This window comes from Flavobacteriales bacterium, assembly GCA_016700415.1.
GTDB lineage: Bacteria > Bacteroidota > Bacteroidia > Flavobacteriales_F > PHOS-HE28 > PHOS-HE28.
In genome coordinates this window covers 3,819,267-3,843,379 of the sequence record CP065018.1, presented here as the reverse complement: position 1 = coordinate 3,843,379, position 24,113 = coordinate 3,819,267, and the positions used below count along the sequence as shown (strand labels likewise).

The following is a 24,113-nucleotide window of genomic DNA, read 5'->3' as shown; positions in this document are numbered from 1 at the left end:
GATGCAATGGCTATCCGATCTCTTGGCCTATTGTGAACGATTTCCGATCGTCATTTTCCGTTTCCCTGAAGATGAATGGCGAGCATATAAAGGTTCCAGAAAGGGAGCTAAGGAATTCACATTTGTACTCCCGCATGATGCGGTTGATAAAGTGAAGCGAAGGGCACCTTGTCTCTTGATAGGGGAGGATGATAAAAAGCCTGAGTTGCGCTTTGGATTAGTCTCTTCGTGCAGTGCAGTGACTACGTTGTTCTCCCGCGTGAAGGTGATACGCGCAACAAACCTGACCGTTAGGACCGAGCATGAACTCAAGGCTTTGCTTCTGGAACCGAGGTTCAAAAGGCCAATCTCCAGGTTAAGCCCCGGTAATGGTATCGATTACCTCTCAAAGAAGCTCAGCAGCTACGTGGTGAGCGTTCTTTCTGCCCAGAGCGGTAACCACGAAGCGCTTCGTTTAGTGGCCGAGCAGATCAGAACACCGAAGAAGTATGACAGCAATGCCGCGTTACAGGCGAATGCGCTTCAAACAGCACTGGCTGCATTCGGATTAGGACCTGACCCAGAAGCTACCTCATTAGAACTTTACGGAAACGACACTACAGCTCTCGGTCGCGTATCGATGATCGAGGACCGTGTGATCGAACACGAAGCCCGGACCATGCCTGGTTGGGAACTGATAAATTCTGCTATCACAGGAGTGGCCCAATTTGAGCGGAAGGGTGAGCAGCTGGAGGTCATTACAGCCAATAGAGGACCATTGGAAACGTGCCTCGGTGTGGACTTGATCTATGTCAATCATGCCCGCGCCAGCATGGTTCTGCTCCAATACAAGATGTTAACGCCGGTGGAAAACGGTGAGCGATGGGATTGGATCTATAGACCGGATTCTCAGTTCGCTGCGGAAATTGAGCGCATGAACAAGTTCAACGCATCAGGGCCACAGGACACGAAGACATACCGACTCAACCCTTCGGCGATGTATTTGAAATTCGTCAAACGTGACGCATTGGTGAAGAATAGTGCCATCATAACTCCACTGGATCACTATCAGCAGATGGCTGGATCGTCGGCCATGACTGGTCCTAATGGAGGTGTTCGTTTGAGCTATGAATCGCTCAATGGCAACTATCTACGACCGCACACATTTCAGGAGTTACTGCAGTCTGGTTATATAGGCACGTATCCACCCTCAACAGAGAACCTACTAATACTGGTCAATGAAATCCTTGCCGGGAATAAGGCGCTGGTACTTGCATTACAGAATGCCGAGCCAAGGCATCAACGAACTATTGAAGATGACCTTGAAATGGGGGGCGACGTGTATGACGCGTCAGACATAACCTCATAAATCAGCAAACAGGAATATCAAGGCACGTGCGGGGTGGCAGGTCTATTCCTAATCCAATCACAGCTAGTTAGACAAGAATGGAGTTCCGAATTGCCGACACCTTTACCGATAGCCTTGCTCGCCTAACCGGAGATGAGCAAAAAGGCCGTGAAGACCACTGCCTTCGACCTGCAAATGAACCCGGCCCATCCGGGCATGCAGCTCCACAAGCTGGACCGGGCCAAGGACAAGAATTTCTGGTCCGTGCGTGTGAGCTCGGATATCCGCTTGATCATCCACAAGACGCAAAGCAGCATGTTGCTCTGCTATGTGGACCACCACGACAAGGCCTACGATTGGGCCGAGCGGCGCAAACTGGAAACGCACCCCAAGACCGGTGCTGCGCAGTTGGTGGAGATCCGCGAGACGGTGAAGGAGATCATCGTTCCACAATACGTTGACGAAGTGGTGAAGCGCCCAGCGGTCCAATTGCCGTTGCTCTTCGAGCACCTGAAAGACGATGAACTGCTGGACTATGGTGTTCCTCCTGAATGGCTGCCGGATGTGAAGGCTGCGAATGAGGACACCTTGCTTGCCCTGTCGGACCACTTGCCGGCGGAAGCAGCTGAAGCACTGTTGGAAATTGCCACAGGAGGCAAGCCTGTGATCCCGGCACCTGTGCCTGTGAACGTCGACCCCTTCGAACATCCCGATGCACAGCGCCGCTTCCGCACGCTGGCGAATGTGGAGGAACTGGAGCGTGCGTTCGCCTACCCTTGGGACAAGTGGATGGTCTTTCTCCATCCGGACCAACAGCACTTGGTGGATCGCGAATACAATGGTCCGGCACGCGTTACCGGGTCTGCGGGCACGGGCAAGACGATCGTGGCACTGCACAGGGCCGTGCATGTAGCGCGGCTGCATGAGGATGCACGCGTATTGCTGGCCACGTTCTCGGATGTGCTGGCAAACAACTTGGATACGCGCTTGAAGCGCTTGCTCCGAAGTGAGCCGCAACTTGGCGACCAGATCGAAGTACACTCCTTGTTGAGCTTGGGCCTTCGGCTTTACAAAGCACGCATCGACGCACCCTTGATCGCTTCTGCGCAGGAGATCTCGGACCTGATCCGAGCAACAGCCGGTTCGATCCCGGATCACAAATTCAGCCAGTCATTCCTTGTCGCGGAATGGGAACAAGTGGTGGACGCTTGGCAACTCACAACATGGGAGGACTACCGTGACGTATCGCGCTTAGGCCGCAAGACGAGACTGCCGGAACAGCAACGCGTGAAGCTCTGGTCCATCTTCGAAAAAGTTCGAGCCGCACTAACCGCTAAAGGGCAGATCACAACAGCGCAGTTGTTCACCCAACTGGCCGAAGACCTCTCGCAAGACAAACCATCGCCCTTCGATTTCGCGATCGTGGATGAGGCACAGGACCTTTCGGTCGCACAGCTCAAGTTCTTCGCCGCACTGGGCAAGGAACGTCCGGATGCCTTGTTCTTCGCCGGGGACATCGGGCAGCGGATCTTCCAACAAGCCTTCTCCTGGTTGCAGCAAGGCGTGGACATTCGCGGCCGGTCCAGAACGCTGAAGGTCAACTACAGGACATCTCACCAGATCCGCAGCCAAGCGGATAAGCTGCTCGCGATGGAGGTCAGCGATGCCGATGGCATTACCGAAGATCGCAGCGGTACCGTATCCGTGTTCAACGGACCCCAGCCGAACATCCAAGCCTATCAAAGCGAGGATGAAGAGGCAAAGGGTGTGGCCACATGGATCCTTGCCCAACAGAAACAAGGTGTTCCTCCGCAAGAGATCGGCGTGTTCGTTCGCTCAGAGGAACAGCTCGACCGGGCGAAAGCGGCTGTCGCACAGACTTCCATTCCATTCCGCATACTACAAGACCGTGTCGAACCTGCTGAAGGAGAAGTATCCATCTGCACCATGCACATGGCCAAGGGCTTGGAGTTTCGCGCGGTCGCGGTCATGGCCTGCGACGACGAGGTGATCCCCTTGCAAAGTCGCATCAATGAGGTCGGCGATGAATCGGACCTGAAGGAGGTGTACGATACGGAACGTCATCTGCTCTATGTGGCATGCACTAGAGCGCGGGAGCAGCTGTTGGTGTCCTGTGTGGAACCGGGGTCGGAGTTCTTGGATGATCTTGGGTATTGACAGGTGTCCCTCTGCACCCTGGCGCTCGGGCCCTGAGGCACTCGAAGGGTCCCGAGTGCCAGCACTTCATTCGCCTCCGGCGGTCAGAGGCCTACCCCCCCCTCAATGCACCGCCCCCGTATCCACCCCACCCTCCAGCTGCTCCTGTAGGTCCGCAGGCAGGGCATCCAGAAAGTCCAGCCCGGTGGCGGCTTCGATCCGGTCCACGCTGGTGCGGTAGTCATACCACGGCGGTGCGTTCGCGTTCTGGTTTTTCGGTATGTCCACGGCGATCACGCGGGTGGTGGCGTCCACCGCTGCACTGCCCGCGTTCCGGGATGACGGGATAGGGGACAAGGCTCGGGAACAACCTTGGGAAGTACGAACTCCTAATGTTGATGTCGAGCACTGATATTTTACATTTAATACTCTGTTTATCAATTTGATATAAAACCTGTCACCACCCCATAACCTTGGGAACCACCTTGGGAGTACACAGAGCAAGAGCCTATATTTGCCACATGGCCAGCCCACTTGCGCTATACCGTGACCCCATTGCCATGGAGCCCCTGTTCCCAAGCGACCCCAGCGGGGAGTTGGAACACTTGGCCACGGAGCTGGTGCGTACTTCGGCGAAGCTCTCCGAGGCCATGCACCCCGTTACCCGCGCTGCCGTGGCCGAACTTGTGCGCCCCATGAACAGCTATTACAGCAACCTGATCGAAGGGCACGACACGCACCCGCTCGACATCGACAAGGCCTTGCGTAGTGAGTATTCCACGGACAAGGAAAAGCGCGATCGGCAGCAAGAGGCCTTAGCGCATATCGCTGTTCACCGCGAACTCCACACCCGCTGGCATGCGGGTAACGCGCCTGCCAGCCCGGCCAGCACGGTATTCTTGAAGGAGCTGCACAAAGCGTTCTATGACCACCTGCCCGCGACGTTCAAGTGGGTGAAGAGCATGAACGGTACGCCGTTCACCTTGGTCCCCGGCGCGTTCCGGGATACGGAGGTTGAAGTGGGCCGCCACGTTGCGCCCGCCCACGAGGCCGTACCCGCATACATGGACCGGTTCGCCGCGTTTTACGATCCCGATGCTCCCGCCAACCGTTCGGACCTGCGGCGGATCATCGCCTTGGCCGCCGCGCATCACAGGCTGGTGTGGATCCACCCTTTCCCCGATGGGAATGGCCGCGTAGTACGCCTATTCTCCGATGCCTGTTTTCTGCATGAACATCTGGATGCCGCAGGGCTGTGGTCCATCTCCCGCGGCCTGGCCCGCAGCCGGGACACTTACCGGGAAAAGCTGGCCGCTGCGGATGCCGGCCGCATGGGAGACCATGATGGGCGAGGGAACTTGAGCAACAAGTCCTTGGTGGAATTCTGCCACTACTTCCTGAAGACCGCGATCGACCAGATCAACTTCATGCACGGCTCCTTTCAACTGGACGGCGTGCTCGACCGCATGCATGCCTATGTGGACCACATGGCGACAGCAAAGCGCATGCATACCAGCGCCCGCTACCTCTTGGAAGCGGTCTTTCTGCGTGGCACCATCACACGACAAGATGCGGAGCGCCTTACCGGCACATCGCACAAGACGTTGAAGAAGATCACTGATCAACTGGTGGGCATGGGCCTGCTGAACGAGGAAAAGAAAGAGGGCCTGCCACTACTGTTCCACGCGAGCTATTCGTTGCGTTCTTCACCGTGGATCTTTCCCGGCCTTTACCCCGGAAATAAAGAGGTCGAGATCCGTACAACGTTATGAGCACCCGACCCGAAGCCGTCCTCGAAGCCGAACTCGTGCAGCAACTGCACGGTCACCATCCCGGCGCTCGGCCCTGGAGCCTCATCCGGGGTCCCGAGTGCCACACCGTCGTCCCGCCTCTGGCGGTCAGTTGCCTACCCTGCTCAATGCACCGCCCCCGCCCCGACCCCGATGCCCCGACCCCGATGCATATCGGGGCATCGGGGTCGGAGGGCGTACTGGGTGTTCGGTATGTCTACGGGGATGATGCGGGTGGTGGCGGGTGGCGTGGGTTGCTGGGGAGCCGGGACTGCTGGTCGAGGCCCGCAGTGACGAGATACCACAGGGACTGCGGGGAGCTGAAGACTTGAACCTTCAACACGCCCACCCTACTGCTTCACGAACCGCGCGATGCGCCGATCGCCGTTCACCTCCGAGGTGATCACATACACCCCGGCACTGAGCGCCCCGATGTCGATCGTTAGCCCGTTGACGCCATTGGAAACAGCCGGCGTGTACCGCGCCAGTTCCCGGCCGCGCATATCCGTGATGCGCACATCGGCCTGCCCTGCCGCATGTGCATCCAGCCCGATGGTCAGGACATTTGTTGCGGGGTTCGGGTACACGGCCATTTCGCCGGAGGCCGAGCGGAAGTAGGCGGTCACCTTGCCGTCACTGGCGAAGGAATGTTTCCAATGCATGGCGGAGGAGGTCTCCGTTCCCGCGCTATAGCCCCAGTGATCGAAGATGAGGCCATCGGTCGGCTGCACGGTAAGGTCGATGGCGTTGCCGTTGAAGTAGTAGCCGGAAAAAGGCAGTTCCGGTGTGATGGTGTTGATCAGGACGGACCCGGCGGCGGGCGGGAAGACCTCGAAGTCCAGCAAGGGTGCGTTCGGGAAGGCATAGTAGTCCAGCACGCTCTGCCGCACGTAGGCATCCCGGGCTTGCGCGAAATGCGGGATGATCCCGAAGGCGTGGTCCACGTACATCTGGTACCAGCAGTCCCAGCGCGCATAGTGGCGCTCGATCTCACTGCTGAAGGTGTCCGTGATCCGATCGATCTCCGCTTGGAAGTTCTCCGGTTTCATGACGGTGTTCATCAGGTCGGCCAAGCGGTTCAGGAAGGTTCGCCGGAACTCGTCGTTGGTCATCAACCCGCGGAAAAGCTCCGTGTGTACGAATCCTTGGCTGTGGACAAAGACCCAGTAGAACATGTCCAGGTCCTCTTCGATCCAACCGTAGAGTTGCATGGTCGCATCCAGGTCGTACATCAAATAGCGCCACTTCCCTTGGCCGATGGAGGGCTTCCAGTACTTCAGGTTGTTGCTCGGCCAATCCACGTTGCCGGCCTGCATCTCCAGCGCGAAGTAGTCCTTGCAACTGTGCAGGTCCAGCAAGCTGTCCACGTGGGCCCACTTCGAGGGATCGTTCAGGTCTTGCGTGTAGATGAACTGCATCAGGTCCCAGAAGTGGATCGTATCGCCTTGCACGCTCCAGTTCTCCTCCTCCATGATCAGGACCGAGTCCGGGTCCGCACCGTAATTGTTTTCCAAGTGGTGCTCGTCGATGCGTTCGCGGATCTCCACCATGCCCCAGTATTCGCCGTTGATGTACAGGGCGGCGGGCCGGAAGGCGAGCTCATCGATGTCCAGGTCGTTGTGCAGGCTGATCTCGTGAAAGAGGCCGTCGCGGAAGTTGGCGATGCAGAAATCACCGCCCGCGTTGCGCAGGACCAACGTGTTGTAGTCGGCCACCTCCGGTCGCTCGGGGAAGAAGGGATAGTGCATCAGTTCCTTGCCGTACTTCCCCTTGGCGGTGAGCTGTAGCGGGCGTTGCGGGTTGTTCCGCGACCGGCGACCGCCGTGCATCTTCACATCCACCTGTTGCACGAAGCCGCGCACGCCGTCCGCCTCGAAGAACTCGAAACGCACGGGCAATGATCGTTCGCTCCAGAAGTTCGCACCGTAGTGCGGATACTCCGGATCGGCGTTCGGCCCCGGCATGTACAACCCCAGGTCCTCGTGGAACATGCTGTCGGGATCCACGGACAGCGAGACCACCGGCAGTTCATGATGCACACCGGTGAGGTAGGTCGCGGTCACCACATCGGAAGGCAGCCATTGATCCCGATAGGTGCGCGCAAGCACGACCGTTGGGGCCGTGAGCTCGACCGGGCTTGAAGCGACCGCCGAACCGGGGTCCGGCTCGCGTCCGGTAAAAGTCCAGTGGACGGCCCCGGAGGACGCGCTCGCGGAAACGGTCACACTGCCCGCGTAGTAGCCGGGCGCGCGATCGAGGACGGGCTTCGGCGCATAGCCCGGATACACCGTGGTGGTGTTCGCCGCTCCCGGCGTGGGCACCGCGAAGAAGTACGCGCCCGCGCCGCCCGCATCACCGCCAAAGGAATGATCCAAGCCCAGTTCCGGCACGTCCATGATCTGCTCCGGCTGAAGCGCGAGATCGGAGAGCACGATCCGCTCGCCTTGCCGATCGATGCCGAAGGGGAAGCGCCCCGCGCTGTTCCCCGAGAAGAGCACGATGTACGCATCCGGGTCCAGCACCATCACCGGCAAACGCCATAGGGCGGGCTCGGAGGGTTTGTCCGAGAAATAGTGATCGTGCAGTTGGATCGGCGACGATCCCGTGTTGTGCAGCTCCACCCAATCCGGGTGATCGCCCTCCGGGGCCTCCAGCACAACGTTGTTGGCGGAGCAGACCTCGTTGATCACCAACTGCGCGCTCAGGTCCGTGGCGCACAAGTACGCCGGCCCGATCAGCATGCAGCTGACTGCGATCCGTAAACGTTCAGGCGTGCCCATCTCCAATAAGACACGAAAATACCCGAAAACGTGGCCCACGCCCCACACCCTCCAGGGCTATCGGGTCTTAAGCGCCCTGCGGGCGCACAAGACCGAGTGTTCTTTACCACGGATGGACACGGATAGGCACGGATCCAAGCTCCAAGATCGATGAGCGCATACGCATTGACCCTATTGTTCTGTTCTGGCCCTCATCCGTGCAGATCCGTGTGTATCCGTGGTTCCTTGAATGCTGTGCGAAGCGCCGAAAGGCGCGAGAAATAAGACCCGATAGCCCTGCCACACCCTCGGTGCGGTGGAGCATCACCAAATTGCCTTGGGCAAATGAGCCGCATGGTACGGCCCGCAGGGTCCCGAGGCGGAGACCCTACGGGAGTGCGTGTGAACGGGCCTTCCGCCAGCGTGATTGCTTCTGTGCGCTCAGGGCAGTTCGAAGCGGGTGCTCCACTCCTTCCCGGATCCCGTCTCCCGTGCGAGCACCAGAAGGAAGGCGTCCTTGTCCTCCTTCTCGATCCTCCGTGCGATCACCTTGGACTCAGAGCCGTCCGATGACTGGATAGGGTCGCCTGGGCGTGGCATGAACGGAAAGCCGATGGTGATGCGCTGCTCGGGGTCGGTCACCAGTTCCATGGCGCAGGTGAAGATGATCTCCTCGATCTTCTCGCCCATCACCTCGTTGTCCACCTCGCCCTGGGCTTTGGGGTCAAGCAGGTTCACCCACTGATGGAACCGCAATGCGGCCTTCTCGGTCAATTCCTCCCGGATACCGGGCGGGAAAGGCGACCTCAAATGGTCGCGGTCCGAGAACCAGAATTCGATCGTCTCGTGTAGCGCCGGGCTCTCACGAACGACCTCCAACGAAACCTTTTCCTTCACGTCCGCCATGGTCCGGGTATTGTTTGATCCGCGTTCAAGGTTAAGCACATTCGGGGAACGATCAAAACAAAAGGACGTAGATCGATCACGCCCTCCGTTCGGACCCGCAAGGTATTCCGGTCCTTTTTCAATTATATGACACATATCATATTCCAGCCTATTCTGAGTCATAACATTGCTCGCGAAACGGAGCGGTTCCCGCCTCCGCGCCCCACCACCCCACCACCAACTTCCCTGTACGATGAACACGATGGAAAAGGCCACCGGCAAGTCGCATCGGATGCTGACGTTGAACACGCTTGCGTTCACCCTGTGTTTCGCGGCGTGGATGTTGAACGGCGTGCTTGTCACCTTTCTGGTGGACAATTCCGTTTTCCAATGGAGCACTGTGCAAGTGGGTTGGCTGCTCGGCATCCCGGTGCTCACCGGTTCTCTTTTCCGGCTGCCCGTAGGCATTCTCACGGACCGGTACGGTGGCAAATGGGTGTTCACCTTGCTATTGGTGGCATCCGCGATCCCCATGTACCTGCTTTCATTCACGGACTCCTTCTTTGGTTTCGCCCTGATGAGCTTCGGCTTCGGCCTTACGGGTGCCGGTTTCGCCGTGGGCATCGCCAACACCTCGGTCTGGTACCCCAAGCGGCAGCAGGGCCTTGCTCTGGGGATCTTTGGCGCAGGGAATGCAGGTGCCGCGTTCACCACGCTCTTCGCACCCACGCTCTTGCTGTACTTGACCCATGACGGAGCCGACCTGGAGGGATGGCGCCAGTTGCCGCGTTTCTATGCCGCCACGCTGGTGGTGATGGCCATTGCGTTCGCCATGTTCACCGAGAACCGCAAGCCGGTCGCCGAGCCACGCACCATGAGCAAGCTCCTCAGGCCGCTCCGGGATGTGCGTGTGTGGCGTTTCGGCCTGTATTACTTCCTGGTGTTCGGCTGCTTCGTGGCCTTTGCACAATGGCTGGTCCCCTACTATGTGAACGTGTACGGGATCTCCCTGGTATTGGCCGGCCTGTTCGCCTCCCTGTTCAGCTTTCCATCCGGGGTGATCCGTGCCCTCGGCGGCTGGCTGAGCGACAAGTGGGGCGCACGCCGGGTGATGTACTGGGTGCTTGGCTTCTCGGTCGCGATCAGCCTGATGCTGGTGGTGCCCAAGATGCAGGTGGTATCACCCGGTCGCGGGGTGATGGCCCTCAAAGCCGGCCAGGTGGAACAGGTGAGCGACAGCTTGGTGAAGGTCAGCGGCCGGGAATATCCGCTCAAGGGCAGAAGCCAGGACTTCGAGAATGCGGACAGCAGACAGCTCATCATGCCCACCAAGGCCAGCTGGCACCAGCCGATGGTGAAGGTGGGCGACCAGGTGGTGAAACGGCAACTCTTGGCCAAGGGGGTCACGCAGATCTATTTCCAGGCCAACGTGTGGGTGTTCACCGTTCTCGTGATCTTCATCGGGCTCGTTTGGGGCATCGGGAAGGCCGCCGTTTACAAACACATCCCGGAGTATTTCCCCACGGAGGTGGGCGTTGTTGGCGGCATGGTGGGAGTGATCGGTGGCCTTGGCGGCTTCTTCTGCCCCATCCTCTTCGGCTACCTGCTTGACGGCACCGGGCTGTGGACCAGCTCCTGGATGCTTATCCTCTTGATCTCGGCTTTGAGCCTCTGGTGGATGAACCTGGTCGTGAGCCGCTTGCTGCGCCGAAAGGAAAACCAGCTGGAGAACCCGTCCTAACTAGAACAAAACCACCAAACCCACCACCACCATGGCTACTTGGATCGAAAAATGGACCCCTGAGGAACCGGACTTCTGGCGTGACCAAGGCAGCCGGATCGCGTGGCGTACCTTGACGATCACGACCATCGCGCTCATTCTGTCCTTCGCAACGTGGTTCATGATGAGCGCCATCGTGATCAAGCTGCCCGGCATCGGGTTCACCTTCACCACGGAGCAACTGTTCTGGTTAGCGGCCATGCCCGGCCTGGCCGGCGGTACGTTGCGCATTGTCCATACGTTCTTGATCCCGGTATACGGCACACGGCATACCATCACCATCTCCACGGTGATCAGCTCATACCGGTCATCGGCATCGGATTCGCCGTGATGGACCCGACCACGCCCTACTGGGTATTCATGGTGCTTGCGCTTACCGCTGGTTTCGGCGGGGGCGACTTCTCCTCATACATGCCCTCCACGAGCCTCTTCTTCCCGAAACGGCTGAAGGGAACAGCCTTGGGCATCCAGGCCGGCATCGGCAATTTCGGGGTGAGCCTTGCCCAGTTCATGACCCCGGCACTGCTCGGGGTGGCCCTCTATGGTGCGCCCCGGCTCTTCGAGAAGTTCGATGCGACCACGAACGAAGTCGTCATCTCCAAGGAGATCTACTTGCAAAGTGCCAGCTTCTGGTACGTGCCCTTTATCCTCATCATGACGTTCCTCTGCTGGCGCTACCTGAAAAGCGTGCCCGTCAAGGCGTCCATCCGTGAACAATTCGACATCTTCAAAGAGCGGCACACCTGGTATTGCACCATCACCTACTTCATGACCTTCGGCACCTTCGCCGGATTGGCTGCGACCTTTCCCATGATGATGAAGGCCCTGTACGGAGGCTTCCACGGATTCCCTGACCCATTGACGTATGCCTTCTACGGCCCACTTATCGGCTCCGCAAGCCGTGTGCTTTTCGGCTTCGTCGCGGACAAGATCGGTGGGGCCATCCTCACCACCATCACCGGGGTGGGCCTCCTCATCGGCACCATCCTGCTGCTCACCATGGGTTTGTTGGCCCCCACTTCCTTGGAACAACTTCCTTGGTTCATCGGGATCATGTTCGCCATGTTCTTCTTCACCGGGATCGGCAACGCCTCCACCTTCCGGCAGTTCCCGATCATCTTCCAACACTCCCCGCGACAGGCTGCTGGTGTGATCGGTTGGACGGCCGCGATCGCGGCATACGGTCCGTTCGTCTACTCTGTGATCATCGGCGCGGTCATCACAGCCACCACCAACGCGAACGGCTTCTTCTGGGGCTTGTTGGTGTTCCTGGTGATCGCCACCTGGGTGAATTGGCATTTCTACAACAAGAAGGGCTGCGAACGCCCCAGTTAGTAGTACGAACCTGAACCGCACCAACATGAATTCCCAGCATCACGAACCTACCGGACGTTCAGGCATGAACCGAGCCTCCACACTGTGCCTGTTGACCCTGATCGCAACATTGGGCCCACAACTGGTGTTCTCCCAGTTCACTTGGGGCGGTCAGTTGCTGCAACGTGCGGAGTTCCGCAACGGCTATGGAAAGCTGATCGATACGGCCGGGGTCCCGGCGTTCTTCATCGGCCAGCGGGCCCGGCTCCAAGCTACGTACACGCATCAGCGCGTCCGCTTCCATGTCAGCGTCCAGGACGTGCGCACTTGGGGCAGCACTTCGCAGGCGAACGCCAGTGACGGCTTTTTTTCGGTACATGAGGCCTGGTCGGAGATCCAGCTCGACACGAGCTGGGTGCTGAAACTCGGACGCCAGGAACTCAATTACGACAACGCCCGCTTCCTCGGAAACCTCGATTGGGCCCTGCAAGCCCGGTCACACGATATCGCGCTGCTGAAGTACGAGCGGAACACGTTCAAACTGCATGTGGGTGCCGCCTTCAACTCCACAGGGGAAACACTGGCCTTTTCATCTTATGACATCCCCCAACAGTACAAGGCGGCCCAAATGCTGTGGATGGAAAAACACTGGGACAAATTCCGGCTAAGCGCCCTCTTCTGGAACAACGGCCTTTATTACGCCAACAAGGACAGTCTCGGCAACCTGACCGAGGAAGGCGTGCGCTACACGCAGACCTTCGGCCTGCCCACCGTCCGCTACGAAAGCGGAGGCCTGTCACTTTCCGGCTTTTACTACCACCAGATCGGCGAGGACGTGGGCAAGCGCGAGGTCCAGGCCTATGATGCCAGTGCCCAGGTCTCGTACAAGGCGGACATGAACAAGGAAAAAGGCTCGGCGGTGCTCGCCACCTTGGGGGGCGAACTGCTTTCAGGCACCGCGCAGGACGCCACCGACAAAGTCAACCGGTCCTATACACCGATGTACGGGACCAACCACGCCCACAATGGCTATATGGATCATTTCTATGTGGGCGGCCGCGGAGGAAATTCCGTAGGTCTGATGGACGTGTTCCTGCGCGTGCGCTACGACTTGAACAAGCGCACCTTCCTCTCGATGAACGTGCATGAGCTGCAAGCCGCGGCCAATGTGATGAAGGACGGCAAGCAGATGGACGGCAGGCTCGGCAACGAGATCGACCTGAGCATGGGCCACCTCCTGAACGACGTGGTCTCCTTGCAAATAGGCTATTCCCAGCTGTTCGCGACCGAGACCCTCCAGCAGTTGGAGGCAGCACCGGGTATAGCCGACATGCAGAACTGGGCCTACCTCTCCATCCTGGTCCGGCCAAATCTGGCGAAGCGGTTCACGGGCCTGCAGTTCTGAACGGCAACATCCACGGCCCAAACCCCGGGCCGATCATCATTCCCATGATATTGCTCAACTCCGGTTTACCGGGGCTTCACGTTCTTTAGACCCCGTTCGGCGCAAGGCTGTTAAACTTGCCGCATACCCGGATCGAGAACTATGATCCATTCTTACCCAATGCAACGCACAAAGCCATGAAGATCATCGACCCTGTTAGCGGGAAACGATTGGACAACAAAGGGCCCAAGCTGGACCCGAGCCTCAAGAAGACCGACCCGCTGAAGGTGAACGCGGAGAAAGGCATGGAGGGCGAGGAAAACTCGCCCATGGACCCGCCCGACGCATACGGTGGCGCGGTGATCGAGGATGTTCCCTACGAGGCCTTGCACCCCTTGCTCCAGCACTACATGGACGACCACGTGAAGGCCGTGGAGATGATCGAGCGCTTCGACAAGGCGCTGGCGAAATTCAAGGAACAGCAGTACCGGATGGACGAGGAGACCAACGGGGAGTTCCATGACTTCTTTGAATACTACGATGAACACCTGCTCGACCACAACCGGCGCGAGGAAAGGCAGCTTTTCCCCCTGCTCCACACCAAGCTCGTCGCCTCCGGAGAGCACAGCATCGACAAGCAGCCACGCACGGCCGTTGACCTGATGGAGGACGACCATGTGAAATTCATCCAGCTCGGGGCGCTCTGCTTCAACATGCTCGGCCTGGCCGCCCGATTGCCCGATGCCCGCTCGGCCATGTTCGTGCTGGACACCTCCTTCAACACGGGCAGGGAGCTCACCGAGCTGCTCCGCCTGCACATCCATCGCGAGGACAACATCCTCTTCCCCTTGGCGCATAAGCTGATCACCACGGAGGAGTTCGACCGCATCGCGAACTGACCGGGCGATGACCGACCGCAGCACCCTGTTGACAGATACTTTCGGAAGAAGGCACGACTACCTGCGCATCTCCCTTACGGAGCGCTGCAACATGCGGTGCTTCTATTGCATGCCCGAGGAGGGTATCGCACTTCGGCCCCGGGAGGAGTTCATGCGGCAGGAGGAACTGCTTGCCATCGCAGGCACCTTCGTTTCCATGGGCGTGCGCAAGATCCGCCTGACCGGTGGCGAGCCGCTGGTGCGGAACGATGCGGCGGAGATCATCGAGGGCCTGTCCAAGCTGCCCATAGAGCTCGCCATCACCACCAACGGCGTACTGGTGGACCGCTTCATCGACGTGTTCGAACGATACGGGGTCCGCAATGTCAACGTGAGCTTGGACACCTTGAGGCCGGAACGCATGCAGCGGATCACGCGGCGCGACCATTACAAGGAGGTGATTGGCAACATCCGCCTGCTGATGGACAGGGGCTTCGACGTGAAGGTGAACACGGTATTGATCCGCGGCACGAACGACGACGAGATCGGCGACTTTGTGCAATGGACCGCCGACGAGGGCGTCCGGGTCCGTTTCATCGAGTTCATGCCCTTTGACGGGAACAAGTGGGACTGGAGCAAGGGCGTCTCCTTGCAGGAGGTCCTTGACACGGTGGGGACCCGGTTCGGAGCGGACAACATCGAACGGATGATCGACGGCCCCCACGACACGGCCAAACACTACCGGATCAAAGGGCACCAGGGATCGTTCGCGGTCATCAGCACGGTGACCAACCCGTTCTGCGATTCGTGCAACCGGCTGCGCCTTACCGCCGACGGCCGCATGAAAAACTGCCTCTTCTCCGGCACGGAAAGCGACCTGTTGAGCGCCTACCGCAAGGGAGAGGACATCACCGAGCTGATCCGCAGCAACGTCCTTCATAAGAAGAAGGCACGCGGCGGTATGGAATCCTTGGAGGAGTTCAGCGATCCGGGGAACCATACCGGGAACCGGGCCATGCAGGCCATCGGCGGCTGAAGCGGGATCCCTCGCAACCGTGACCTTCATCACATACCGTCCGCTGTATCCGGCGGACCTTTGTACCACCTGCACATCCCCGTATGGGATCAACCCACATCACCATGAACTACGCCATCACCCGTACCATCGCCAACACCGACATGGCCACCTTGAAGGAACGCACCGTGGAAGCGCTGAAGACCGAAGGCTTCGGTGTGCTCACGGAGATCGACCTGCAGGCCACATTGAAGAAAAAGCTGAACAAGGACCATTTGCCGCACCTGATCCTGGGCGCCTGCAATCCGGTGTTCGCGGACCAGGTGGTCACCTTGGAGCCGCTCATCAGCACCATGCTACCGTGCAATGTCATCCTCCGGCAACTGCCCGACGGAAAGCATCAAGTGGCGGCCATCGACCCCGCGGCCGCCATGAGCGCCGTGGACAATCCGGCCATAGAGCCCCTCGCGACACAAGTGCGCGATGCCTTGAAGCGCGTGGTGGAAAGGGTGTGAGGTTGTAAGTCCACGCTCCAAGCAGCCTTGGAGCTGATCGGCCTATCTTTGAAATATGGCCGCCCACGACCCATACATCCAGCTCGACTCACTCCCGGAGGAGGTGAGGAAGAAGGTGCTTGCGTTCATCACGGAACTGATGGTGGAATGGGAGCGGAATAACCCAGCACAAGAAGTGTCGCCAAAGAAAAAGCTGATCGCCGGGTTGGCCAAAGGAATGGCAACTATTCCAGATGATTTCGACGAGCCCCTGGATGACTTCAAGGAGTACATGGAATGAAACGCTCACATCGGGTAACAGCAAAGCTGCGCTACATTGGACGACCTTCGGAGACCGAAAGCCTATTGGGCTTTACATGCCCAAATAGTGCGATAAACCCAACTCCAAGCACAAACCAAGTCCGGAAATAAACCACATATAGCGTCAACCGACTAGTTAGCAGCAACAATATGACGACAATGAAACAGACCATATTAATATTGACTTTAGCTGTTATTGGACTGACAGCCTGTAAGCAAAAACAGACGACTGAAATTCGTAACGATTTTAAAAAGTATTACGACCAGTTTAATGTTAACGGTTCTTTCGTGCTTTATGACCCTCAAACCGACAATTATATTTTTTACAACCAAAACCAGTTCGAGCAAACTTTTTCACCTGCTTCGACTTTTAAAATTTGTAACTCTCTTATCGGACTTGAGACGGGAGTAATTAAAGACGAGAATTTTGTAATTCCGTGGGACAGCGTAACCAGACAAAATCCAAACTGGAACACCGACCACGACTTAAAAACAGCTTTCAAAAATTCGACTGTTTGGTATTATCAAGAACTTGCCAGACGAGTAGGCGGACAGCAAATGAAATACTGGCTTGACAAAGCAAACTATGGCAACGCAGACACATCAGGCGGCATTGACAAGTTTTGGCTGACTGGCGGACTTCGTATTTCACCCAAACAACAAATTGACTTTTTAAAGCGACTTCACGACAACCAACTTCCTTTTTCACAGCGTTCAGTTGACATTGTAAAAAACATAATGATTGCAAAGGACACGTTGGACTATGTAGTAAGAGCAAAAACTGGTTGGGGCGGACAAGACAACAAAGATGTTGGTTGGTATGTTGGCTATTTGGAGACTGAAAACAAAGTTTATTATTTTGCTAATTGCATTCAATCGGCTGACTTAAACAACAAGGACTTTGCAAATGCACGAATTGACATTGTTTATTTAATACTTGACGACCTTAAACTGACTGACAAATGAGAATTGCTGCTGCTAACAGCACCTACCCAAAAGGCGGGGTTTCGTGCTCCACAGACACATTTGTGGTAGCCGAAAGTTCAGTGCTCCGAATGAGGTTTATTGGTAAAAATCCCGCCCTTCGGGTAGCTGCAAACCGTTAGGCGTAATTTTAAAGCAACCCGACAACAACAAGACAATGATAACAATCGACAACTATTTAGACAATCATTACATACACCGAAGTAACTGGTTAAGAGCAGCCGTTTTGGGGGCAAATGACGGAATTATTTCTATTTCAAGTCTTGCTATTGGTGTTGCAGCAGCAAGTTCGACAAGAGAACCAATATTGTTAGCAACAGTCGCTGGACTTGTAGCAGGTGCTTTATCAATGGCAGCAGGCGAGTATGTTTCTGTAAGTTCGCAAACAGATACAGAAAAAGCAGACATCGAAAGAGAAATAAAAGAACTCAAAGAAATGCCAAAAGAAGAACTAAATATTTTGGCTCAAATCTATGAGAAGCGTGGACTTAAAAAAGTAACCGCAATGCAAGTAGCAATTGAATTGACAGAAGAAGATGCATTAGGAACTCACATTAGAGATGAATTAGGCATCAATGAAATAAGTCAAGCTAATCCAATTCAAGCTGCAATAGCATCAGGTGCTGCATTTACTGTTGGTGGTGTTTTACCACTTTTAGTAATTCTATTTGCACCAGTAAAAGGAATGGAATATTGGTTGTATGGCTTTACTACTATATTCTTAATAATACTTGGAACAACAGCTGCAAAAACAGGTGGGTCAAGTATAAAAAAAGCTATCTTACGCATTACAATTTGGGGAACAATTGCAATGGTACTTTCTGCGTTAGTTGGTTACCTTTTTGGAGTAAATGTTTAATTTTTTAAAAAAATAATATGAACGGAGCACATTGGCATTTAGTGGTAAATCATTTACCAATCATTTTCCCCCCGCTCCCGCCAGTGTTCCCTGCCAACCGGAATATGGGTTCCTGAATGAACGGCAGGGGTCACTGGTGGGCCTGCTCCCCGGAGTGGACAGATGCACAGGAGCCATAGGCAGTCTTCAGACTGCAGCACAGCGTTACTTCGGAGCGGCATGCACTACGCCGAGCGCCGGTAAGGCCGTCGACCCAAATGTCGCTCATTACAACGTGCCGCTCGTGAAGTCCTGATCGCCTATCTTTGAAATATGGCCACGCACGACCCATACATCCAGCTCGACTCACTTCCGGAGGAGGTGAGGAAGAAGGTGCTTGACTTCATTGCTTCACTCATGGAACAATGGGAGCAAAAGAAGCAGGCAGGGGTTCCACAGGATAACGACGCAAAGAAGCCGCGTGTATTCGGCATCGCCAAAGGCATGGCCACCATTTCCAAGGACTTCGATGACCCGCTTGATGACTTCAAAGAATACATGGAATGAAGGTGTTGCTGGACACCCATGTCTTCCTCTGGTTCGTTCTGGGTCAACGGGAATGCACCCCTGCCACTAGAGCGATCATCGAGAACCCAAAGCATGAATGTCTCGTGAGCATTGCATCATTGTGGGAGATCGGGATCAAGCATGCGCTCGGGAAGCTGGAACTCCATAGCCCGATCGAGGATTTCTTCAAGTCATTCACCAACGGAGGGTTCGTTCCCCGGCCCGTTACAATGCCACATATACTCGAACTATCCAAGCTTCCCTTACACCACCGCGACCCGTTCGACCGAATGTTGATCGCCCAAGCCAAGGCCGAAGGCATGCAACTGCTCACGGCCGACCCGCACTTCGCGCAATACGATGTGCCGCTCGTGAAGGCTTGATCTGATCAACCCCGCCCCCACTCCGCCCAGCTCGTGGCCGTTTCCTGAAGGCGGACGGCGTACAGCGCGTCCTTCTCCGGCAGTGCCTTCTGCAAGCGCTCCACGATGTCCAGCAGCACATTCTCGCAACTGGGCTGCCATGGCGTGAAGCGCGTCCGGCCGAAGAGTTCGTGGCCGGAGGAGGCCTGGTCGCGGTCCTTCTCGTGCAGCACCAGTGCATGGTCGTAATGCTCCACCACGGCCTTATTCACCAGCTTCTTCAGCTCGGCGAAGTCGATCACCATGCCGTCCTTCGGGTGTTCCGGCTCATTGCGCGGCTTCCCGATCAACGTAACGTCCAACACGTACGAGTGCCCATGGATCTGGGCGCAGAGGCCATCGTGGCACCGCAGCGCATGGGCCATCTCGAAGGTGAAGCGCTTGGTGACACGCACCGGCCGGTCCATCGGTCCGTTGCTCATGTCAATGGCTCGAAGTGCGCGGTGAAGTGGCGCAGGAAACGCGGCTCCTTGGTGATCTTCAACCCGCGTACCCGGTCGCGCTGCTTCATGATCTCCTCGAAGGTCTCCACCACGTATTCGATGTGGCTCTGCGTGTACACCCGGCGCGGAATGGCTAAGCGCACCAGCTCCATGGGCGCGGGATTCAGCGTGCCGTCGGCGTTGTAGGTGCCGAACATCACGGAGCCGATCTCCACCGTGCGGATGCCGCCCAGCTTGTACAGTTCGCCCACCAGGGCCTGCCCGGGATATTCATGCGGCGGGATGTGGGGATACAGCTTCTTCGCGTCCACGTACACCGCGTGCCCACCGATGGGCATCATCAGCGGAACGCCCAGCTCGTGCATCTTCTTCCCGAGGAAAAGGGTGCTCTTGATCCGGTAGTCCAGATAGTGCGGATCGAAGATCTCCTGCAGGCCGATCGCGATCGCCTCCATGTCGCGGCCGGACAATCCGCCATAGGTCGCAAAGCCCTCCGTGATGATCAAGAGGTTGATGCAGGCCTCGGCCAAGACCTCGTCCTTCAAGGCCAGAAAGCCGCCCATGTTCACCAGCGCGTCCTTCTTGGCGCTCATCACGGCGCCATCGGTCAGGGCGAACATGCGTTGCGCGATCTGGCGATAGGTCAAGCCTTCCATGCCTTCCTCCCGGTGCTTGATGAACCAGCTGTTCTCCGCGATGCGGCAGCAATCCAGCAAGTAGAGCACACCGTGCCGCTTGCAGATCGCGGCGATGCTCTCCGCATTGGCCATGCTCACCGGCTGGCCGCCTCCGCTGTTGTTGGTCACCGTGAGGATCACCGCGCCCACATGGCCCTTGTGCTCCTTCAGCAAGCGGTCCAGCTCGCCCACGTCCATGTTGCCCTTGAACGGATGCTCCAAGGCCGTGTCCTTCCCTTCGGCGATGGGGATGTCGATGGCGGTGGCGCCGCTGAACTCGATGTTGGCGCGTGTGGTATCGAAGTGCGTGTTGCTGATGAAGACCTTGCCCGGGCCGCCCAAGTGGCCATAGATGATGCGTTCCGCGGCGCGGCCTTGGTGCGTGGGGAGGATGTACGCCATGCCGGTGAGGTCCCGCACTTCCCGCTCCATGCGCTCCCAGCTCCGCGAACCGGCATAGGCCTCATCGCCCTCCATCATGCCCGCCCATTGCCGGGCGCTCATGGCGCTGGTGCCGCTATCGGTCATGAAGTCGATCACCACATTGTCCGATCGCAGCAGGAACGGATTGTAGTGGGCGTCCTTCAGGTATTGCGTGCGCTCCGCTTCGGTGCCCACGCTGATGGGCTCCACGCTCTTGATGCGGAAGGGCTCGATGATGGTCTTGTGTTGCATGTTGTCGATTTTAGAACGAACCACGGATGGACACGGATGGACGCGGATAATGCCGTTGAGGCGCCCGGCCTACGACATCAACGTGTCCCTTTTGTGGTAAAACTCTGAGACGCTCTTTTTCACAGCTTCTCGAATTTGGCTTGGAAGAAGCGCAGGTACTTCGGCTCATAGACCATCTTCAAGCCGGTGATCTGCTCGCGGCGCTTGTACACGTTGATCACCGATGCGGCGATGACGTCCATGTGCGCCTGGGTGTACGCACGCCGAGGGATGGTGAGGCGCACCATTTCCAGTTCGGGCAGGTAGTTCTCCCCGGTATCCTTATCGCGCCCTGCGCTCACGATGCCGCGTTCCATGCTGCGGACGCCCGCGTCCAAATAGAGCTCGGCCGCCAACGTCTGCGCGGGGAAAGAGGTTTGCGGGATGTGCGGCAGGATGGCCTTCGCGTCCAGGAAGACGCCATGGGTGCCGATGGGGCGCACCACGGGAATGCCCGCCGCGATCAGCTTTTCACCGAGGTAGAACACTTGACCGACCCGGGCCCGGATGTGGTCCTCGTCCACTGATTCGGAGATGCCGATCGCCATGGCCTCCATGTCGCGTCCGGCCAATCCGCCATAGGTGTGCAGGCCCTCGTAGATCACCACTTGGTTGCGCGCCTCCTCAAAGACATCCCATTCGTTGGTGGCCATGAAGCCGCCGATGTTCACCAGTGCGTCCTTCTTGGCGCTCATGGTGGCACCGTCGGTGAGCGAGCAAAGTTCCAGCACGATCTCCGCCGTGGACCGCTGGCTTTGCCCTTCCTCCAGCAGCTTGATCATGTAAGCGTTCTCAGCCACGCGCGTCATGTCGTGGATGATGCGGATCTTGTACTTGTTGGTCAGCTCACGCACCGCTTTCATGTTCGCCAGCGAGATCGGCTGGCCGCCGGCCATGTTCACCGTGGTGGCGATGCTGACGTAGGGGATCTTCTCCGGGCCGTGCTTCTTGATCAAAGCCTCCAGCTTGTTCAGGTCCACATTGCCCTTGAACGGAAAGAGGCTGTTGGGATCGTGGGCCTCGTCCACGATGATGTCCGCAAAGGTGCCTCCTGAAAGCTCCTGGTGCAGGCGCGTGGTGGTGAAGTACATGTTGCCGGGCACGATGTCGCCGGGCTTGATGAGGATGCGCGATATGAGGTTCTCCGCGCCGCGCCCTTGGTGCGTGGGGATCACGTGCTTGTAGCCGTAGTAGCGCTGAACTGCGGACTCCAAGTGGTAGAAGTTGCGACTGCCGGCGTAGGCCTCGTCGCCCATCATCATGCCGGCCCACTGGCGGTCGCTCATGGCGCTGGTGCCGCTGTCGGTGAGCAGGTCGATGTAGACGTCCTCGGACTTCAGCAGGAAGGTGTTGTAGCCCGCCTCCTCCAAGGCTTTTTGGCGTTGTTCGCGGGTGGTCATGGCCAGCGGCTCGACCATTTTGATCTTGTAGGGTTCGGCCCAGGGTGTTGTTGTCTCGGTCATTGATAAGATGGATGAAAAAGGATGGTTCTTCAGCTAATGGGACGGATCACCACGTGCTCAAGCCAGCACCGGGGCGGGCAGGAGCATGGCGCGCACCTCGGCGGCATGGCCCCTCAGGTCGTCCTGGAAGCGATGCAAGGCTGAGGATGCCTGCCGGTGCAGCACCGGAGCAAGCTCCTCGTAGTAGTGGATACCGCTGAGCATGTTGGCCTTGAAAGCCTCGATGTAGCGGCGCTGCTTGACCGTGGCCGCGTGCTTCACTTGCTCGAATTCCCGCTTGAGATAGTCCACGTACAGCTTCATCTCGTTGATGAACATGTGGGCACGATCGTTCTCATTGAGCAGCGAGATCCGTCCGTAGATGTGGTCCACCATGGTCCGCAGCGGTACGACCTTCGAGAAGTAGGCGAGGTTGGGGCCGGGGCAGATGGCCACCGCCTCCAGCTTGTGAGCGGGCGTCATGTTGTCCTTCAGCAGGACGCTGGCCCCGAGGCCCTCGCACAGGCAGTCCTTCTCGGTGATGCGCGCCGCCGCCATCGCATAGCTCACGGGGTCGAGGCCCTGCTCCTTCAACTGCTTCAGCTTGAGGTCCTGGTACTGGCGTGAGGAGGTGCAGATGGGGATCTCGGTGAACTCGGTGTCGGTGCTGAGGAACTTCTTGTAGCACGGGCTGCCGGGCCGCTCCTTGACGATACGCGCCTTGCGCTGTGCCTCGGAGGTGCTGGGCCGGAAGTTGTTGAAAGGGATCCCCAACGGCGAGGCCCAGCTCATGTAGTAGTCCTCCTTCTTCGCCACGGTGATCTGCTGCAGCGTCTTGTCATCCACGTTGGTGGCCTCGGGGACAAGCAGGAAGGGGCTTCCCCAACCGGTGCCGTCGACACCGTAGTGGCTGCGCAGGAACTCGTCCTCCTTCACGGTGCCGATGCCGCCTTGCACCGTGACGCGTATTTCCGGTGAGGCAGGCAGCGGATGGTGGCCGCCTTCCGCAAGTGCAGCGCTGCACAGCTCGTACAGTTCCGTCGTCAACGCCTCACGCCGCTCTTTGAAATCCCGTAAGATCGGACCCATCAACATACCGTCCGTGGCGAAGGCATGGCCGCCGCAATTCAAACCGGACTCGATGCGGAATTCGGAGACCCAGACCCCCTTCTTGGCGAGGATCTTCCCTTGGATCAAGGCGGAACGCAGATCGCTCACTTTCAGGATGACCTTCTTGCGGATCACACCTTCGGCATCGGGGAAGAAATCCGGGAAAGTGGCGATATAGCTGTAGATCCTGGGGTTGTAGCCTGCGCTGATCACGATGGAGGAATCCAGCGCGCTCAATGCGAATCCGCGGAAGGCGGCCATGCCCTCGGCATATTCCACCGGCAGCTTGGTGCCGTCCTTGGCCTGCACCTCGCGGTCGATCTTGGCCATGATGTTCACATCGATGGCGCCCGGAACGATCGCGGCGCGCAACTCCTCCTGCATCAGCAGGCGTGTTTCGCCTTCCGGCCAGACCCTCATCACTTCGAACTTCATGCGCAGGGGGTGCTCGTCCGGCAGCAGCAGGAAGTACTTCTCAATGTCCGAGCCTTCGGTGAAGGCCTCCGCACGCAAGGTTTCCGTGTTCCGCTTCACGATCCGCTGCACCAGGTCCAAGTAGGCGGTGATACGCTGTGCACGGTGGTCGATCTCCTTCAACGGGATCTCGGTGTAGGTTTCCCCGGCCTGTTTGCAGTGGAATTCACGCATGCGTTCCACTAATTCATCCTCGATGATGGAGATCACCGATGAGATGCCGAAGTGGGCCACCTTCACCGGGGTATCGATGGTGTAGCCAAGGCCCATCACTGGGATGTGGAAGGTGTGGGGGGAGGTATGGGGCATACAGGAAGAGGTCTTGTTGGGTTGCCAGC

At 57.7% G+C, this 24,113-nt stretch carries 19 protein-coding genes and 2 pseudogenes; 14 read left to right on the top strand and 7 right to left on the bottom strand.

Annotated elements, in window-relative coordinates; translation table 11 throughout:
- Position 1: 1 nt before the first annotated feature.
- Complete coding sequence (locus tag IPP95_16065; GenBank protein ID QQS72649.1) at positions 2-1,348, top strand: hypothetical protein; 1,347 nt, start codon at positions 2-4, stop codon at positions 1,346-1,348.
- Between the two features lie 77 nt (positions 1,349-1,425).
- A pseudogene (locus tag IPP95_16060) lies at positions 1,426-3,505 on the top strand (DEAD/DEAH box helicase).
- Positions 3,506-3,607: 102 nt separating this feature from the next.
- Here IPP95_16060 and IPP95_16055 read toward each other — a convergent pair.
- Positions 3,608-3,841, bottom strand: a complete 234-nt coding sequence (locus IPP95_16055; GenBank protein ID QQS72648.1) for a hypothetical protein — start codon at positions 3,839-3,841, stop codon at positions 3,608-3,610.
- Positions 3,842-4,005: 164 nt separating this feature from the next.
- Between IPP95_16055 and IPP95_16050 the strand changes: the two genes are divergently transcribed.
- A complete protein-coding gene (locus IPP95_16050) occupies positions 4,006-5,256 on the top strand; it encodes a Fic family protein (protein ID QQS72647.1) in 1,251 nt (416 codons plus the stop codon).
- Between the two features lie 368 nt (positions 5,257-5,624).
- Here the strand turns inward: IPP95_16050 and IPP95_16045 are convergent, their stop codons facing one another.
- Both IPP95_16045 and IPP95_16040 read right to left on the bottom strand, forming a co-directional pair.
- On the bottom strand, positions 5,625-8,054 hold the full coding sequence (locus IPP95_16045; protein ID QQS72646.1) for a CotH kinase family protein: 2,430 nt from the start codon (positions 8,052-8,054) through the stop codon (positions 5,625-5,627).
- 420 nt (positions 8,055-8,474) lie between these two features.
- Positions 8,475-8,939, bottom strand: a complete 465-nt coding sequence (locus IPP95_16040; GenBank protein QQS72645.1) for a hypothetical protein — start codon at positions 8,937-8,939, stop codon at positions 8,475-8,477.
- Between the two features lie 241 nt (positions 8,940-9,180).
- Here IPP95_16040 and IPP95_16035 point away from each other — a divergent pair, with 241 nt between their 5' ends.
- The 11 genes and pseudogenes from IPP95_16035 to IPP95_15985 all read left to right on the top strand — a co-directional run bounded on the left by IPP95_16035 (position 9,181) and on the right by IPP95_15985 (position 18,876).
- The gene (locus IPP95_16035; GenBank protein QQS74301.1) at positions 9,181-10,659 is read left to right on the top strand and encodes a NarK/NasA family nitrate transporter; all 1,479 of its coding nucleotides are present in this window, start codon (positions 9,181-9,183) and stop codon (positions 10,657-10,659) included.
- 31 nt (positions 10,660-10,690) lie between these two features.
- Positions 10,691-12,033 (top strand): annotated as a pseudogene (locus tag IPP95_16030) (NarK/NasA family nitrate transporter).
- A 64-nt stretch (positions 12,034-12,097) separates the two neighbouring features.
- Positions 12,098-13,417 (top strand): alginate export family protein, encoded by a 1,320-nt coding sequence (locus IPP95_16025; GenBank protein ID QQS72644.1) that lies wholly within the window; start codon positions 12,098-12,100, stop codon positions 13,415-13,417.
- 176 nt (positions 13,418-13,593) lie between these two features.
- Positions 13,594-14,295, top strand: coding sequence for a hemerythrin domain-containing protein (locus tag IPP95_16020; GenBank protein QQS72643.1), 702 nt, complete (start codon positions 13,594-13,596; stop codon positions 14,293-14,295).
- Between the two features lie 7 nt (positions 14,296-14,302).
- Positions 14,303-15,310, top strand: a complete 1,008-nt coding sequence (moaA, locus tag IPP95_16015) for a GTP 3',8-cyclase MoaA (GenBank protein ID QQS72642.1) — start codon at positions 14,303-14,305, stop codon at positions 15,308-15,310.
- A gap of 104 nt (positions 15,311-15,414) precedes the next feature.
- Positions 15,415-15,804 (top strand): DUF302 domain-containing protein, encoded by a 390-nt coding sequence (locus IPP95_16010; GenBank protein QQS72641.1) that lies wholly within the window; start codon positions 15,415-15,417, stop codon positions 15,802-15,804.
- 55 nt (positions 15,805-15,859) lie between these two features.
- Positions 15,860-16,084, top strand: coding sequence for a DUF2281 domain-containing protein (locus IPP95_16005; GenBank protein ID QQS72640.1), 225 nt, complete (start codon positions 15,860-15,862; stop codon positions 16,082-16,084).
- A 179-nt stretch (positions 16,085-16,263) separates the two neighbouring features.
- A complete protein-coding gene (gene blaOXA, locus IPP95_16000) occupies positions 16,264-17,070 on the top strand; it encodes a class D beta-lactamase (GenBank protein QQS72639.1) in 807 nt (268 codons plus the stop codon).
- A 175-nt stretch (positions 17,071-17,245) separates the two neighbouring features.
- Positions 17,246-17,947, top strand: a complete 702-nt coding sequence (locus IPP95_15995) for a VIT family protein (protein ID QQS72638.1) — start codon at positions 17,246-17,248, stop codon at positions 17,945-17,947.
- 312 nt (positions 17,948-18,259) lie between these two features.
- Entirely contained in the window at positions 18,260-18,493 is a 234-nt protein-coding gene (locus IPP95_15990; GenBank protein ID QQS72637.1) for a DUF2281 domain-containing protein, read from the top strand.
- Positions 18,490-18,876 (top strand): type II toxin-antitoxin system VapC family toxin, encoded by a 387-nt coding sequence (locus IPP95_15985; protein QQS72636.1) that lies wholly within the window; start codon positions 18,490-18,492, stop codon positions 18,874-18,876. The genes IPP95_15990 and IPP95_15985 overlap by 4 nt, the downstream gene beginning before the upstream one ends.
- Before the next feature lie 5 nt (positions 18,877-18,881).
- Here the strand turns inward: IPP95_15985 and IPP95_15980 are convergent, their stop codons facing one another.
- The 4 genes from IPP95_15980 to IPP95_15965 form a co-directional block, all read right to left on the bottom strand.
- Positions 18,882-19,322: a 6-carboxytetrahydropterin synthase gene (locus tag IPP95_15980; GenBank protein QQS74300.1), complete on the bottom strand. Its 441-nt coding sequence runs from the start codon at positions 19,320-19,322 to the stop codon at positions 18,882-18,884.
- 11 nt (positions 19,323-19,333) lie between these two features.
- Positions 19,334-20,710 (bottom strand): tryptophanase, encoded by a 1,377-nt coding sequence (locus IPP95_15975; protein QQS72635.1) that lies wholly within the window; start codon positions 20,708-20,710, stop codon positions 19,334-19,336.
- Positions 20,711-20,829: 119 nt separating this feature from the next.
- Positions 20,830-22,212 carry a tyrosine phenol-lyase gene (locus IPP95_15970; GenBank protein QQS72634.1) on the bottom strand — a complete coding sequence of 461 codons (1,383 nt, stop codon included), beginning with the start codon at positions 22,210-22,212 and terminating at the stop codon, positions 20,830-20,832.
- 57 nt (positions 22,213-22,269) lie between these two features.
- Complete coding sequence (locus tag IPP95_15965) at positions 22,270-24,084, bottom strand: hypothetical protein (protein QQS72633.1); 1,815 nt, start codon at positions 24,082-24,084, stop codon at positions 22,270-22,272.
- Positions 24,085-24,113: the final 29 nt, after the last annotated feature.

Coding starts and splice junctions, on each gene's coding strand:
- IPP95_16065 (QQS72649.1), top strand. CDS start 2: ATGCAATGGCTATCCGATCTCTTGGCCTATTGTGAACGATTTCCGATC.
- IPP95_16050 (QQS72647.1), top strand. CDS start 4,006: ATGGCCAGCCCACTTGCGCTATACCGTGACCCCATTGCCATGGAGCCC.
- IPP95_16045 (QQS72646.1), bottom strand. CDS start 8,054: ATGGGCACGCCTGAACGTTTACGGATCGCAGTCAGCTGCATGCTGATC.
- IPP95_16040 (QQS72645.1), bottom strand. CDS start 8,939: ATGGCGGACGTGAAGGAAAAGGTTTCGTTGGAGGTCGTTCGTGAGAGC.
- IPP95_16035 (QQS74301.1), top strand. CDS start 9,181: ATGGAAAAGGCCACCGGCAAGTCGCATCGGATGCTGACGTTGAACACG.
- IPP95_16025 (QQS72644.1), top strand. CDS start 12,098: ATGAACCGAGCCTCCACACTGTGCCTGTTGACCCTGATCGCAACATTG.
- IPP95_16020 (QQS72643.1), top strand. CDS start 13,594: ATGAAGATCATCGACCCTGTTAGCGGGAAACGATTGGACAACAAAGGG.
- moaA (QQS72642.1), top strand. CDS start 14,303: ATGACCGACCGCAGCACCCTGTTGACAGATACTTTCGGAAGAAGGCAC.
- IPP95_16010 (QQS72641.1), top strand. CDS start 15,415: ATGAACTACGCCATCACCCGTACCATCGCCAACACCGACATGGCCACC.
- IPP95_16005 (QQS72640.1), top strand. CDS start 15,860: ATGGCCGCCCACGACCCATACATCCAGCTCGACTCACTCCCGGAGGAG.
- blaOXA (QQS72639.1), top strand. CDS start 16,264: ATGAAACAGACCATATTAATATTGACTTTAGCTGTTATTGGACTGACA.
- IPP95_15995 (QQS72638.1), top strand. CDS start 17,246: ATGATAACAATCGACAACTATTTAGACAATCATTACATACACCGAAGT.
- IPP95_15990 (QQS72637.1), top strand. CDS start 18,260: ATGGCCACGCACGACCCATACATCCAGCTCGACTCACTTCCGGAGGAG.
- IPP95_15985 (QQS72636.1), top strand. CDS start 18,490: ATGAAGGTGTTGCTGGACACCCATGTCTTCCTCTGGTTCGTTCTGGGT.
- IPP95_15980 (QQS74300.1), bottom strand. CDS start 19,322: ATGGACCGGCCGGTGCGTGTCACCAAGCGCTTCACCTTCGAGATGGCC.
- IPP95_15975 (QQS72635.1), bottom strand. CDS start 20,710: ATGCAACACAAGACCATCATCGAGCCCTTCCGCATCAAGAGCGTGGAG.
- IPP95_15970 (QQS72634.1), bottom strand. CDS start 22,212: ATGACCGAGACAACAACACCCTGGGCCGAACCCTACAAGATCAAAATG.
- IPP95_15965 (QQS72633.1), bottom strand. CDS start 24,084: ATGCCCCATACCTCCCCCCACACCTTCCACATCCCAGTGATGGGCCTT.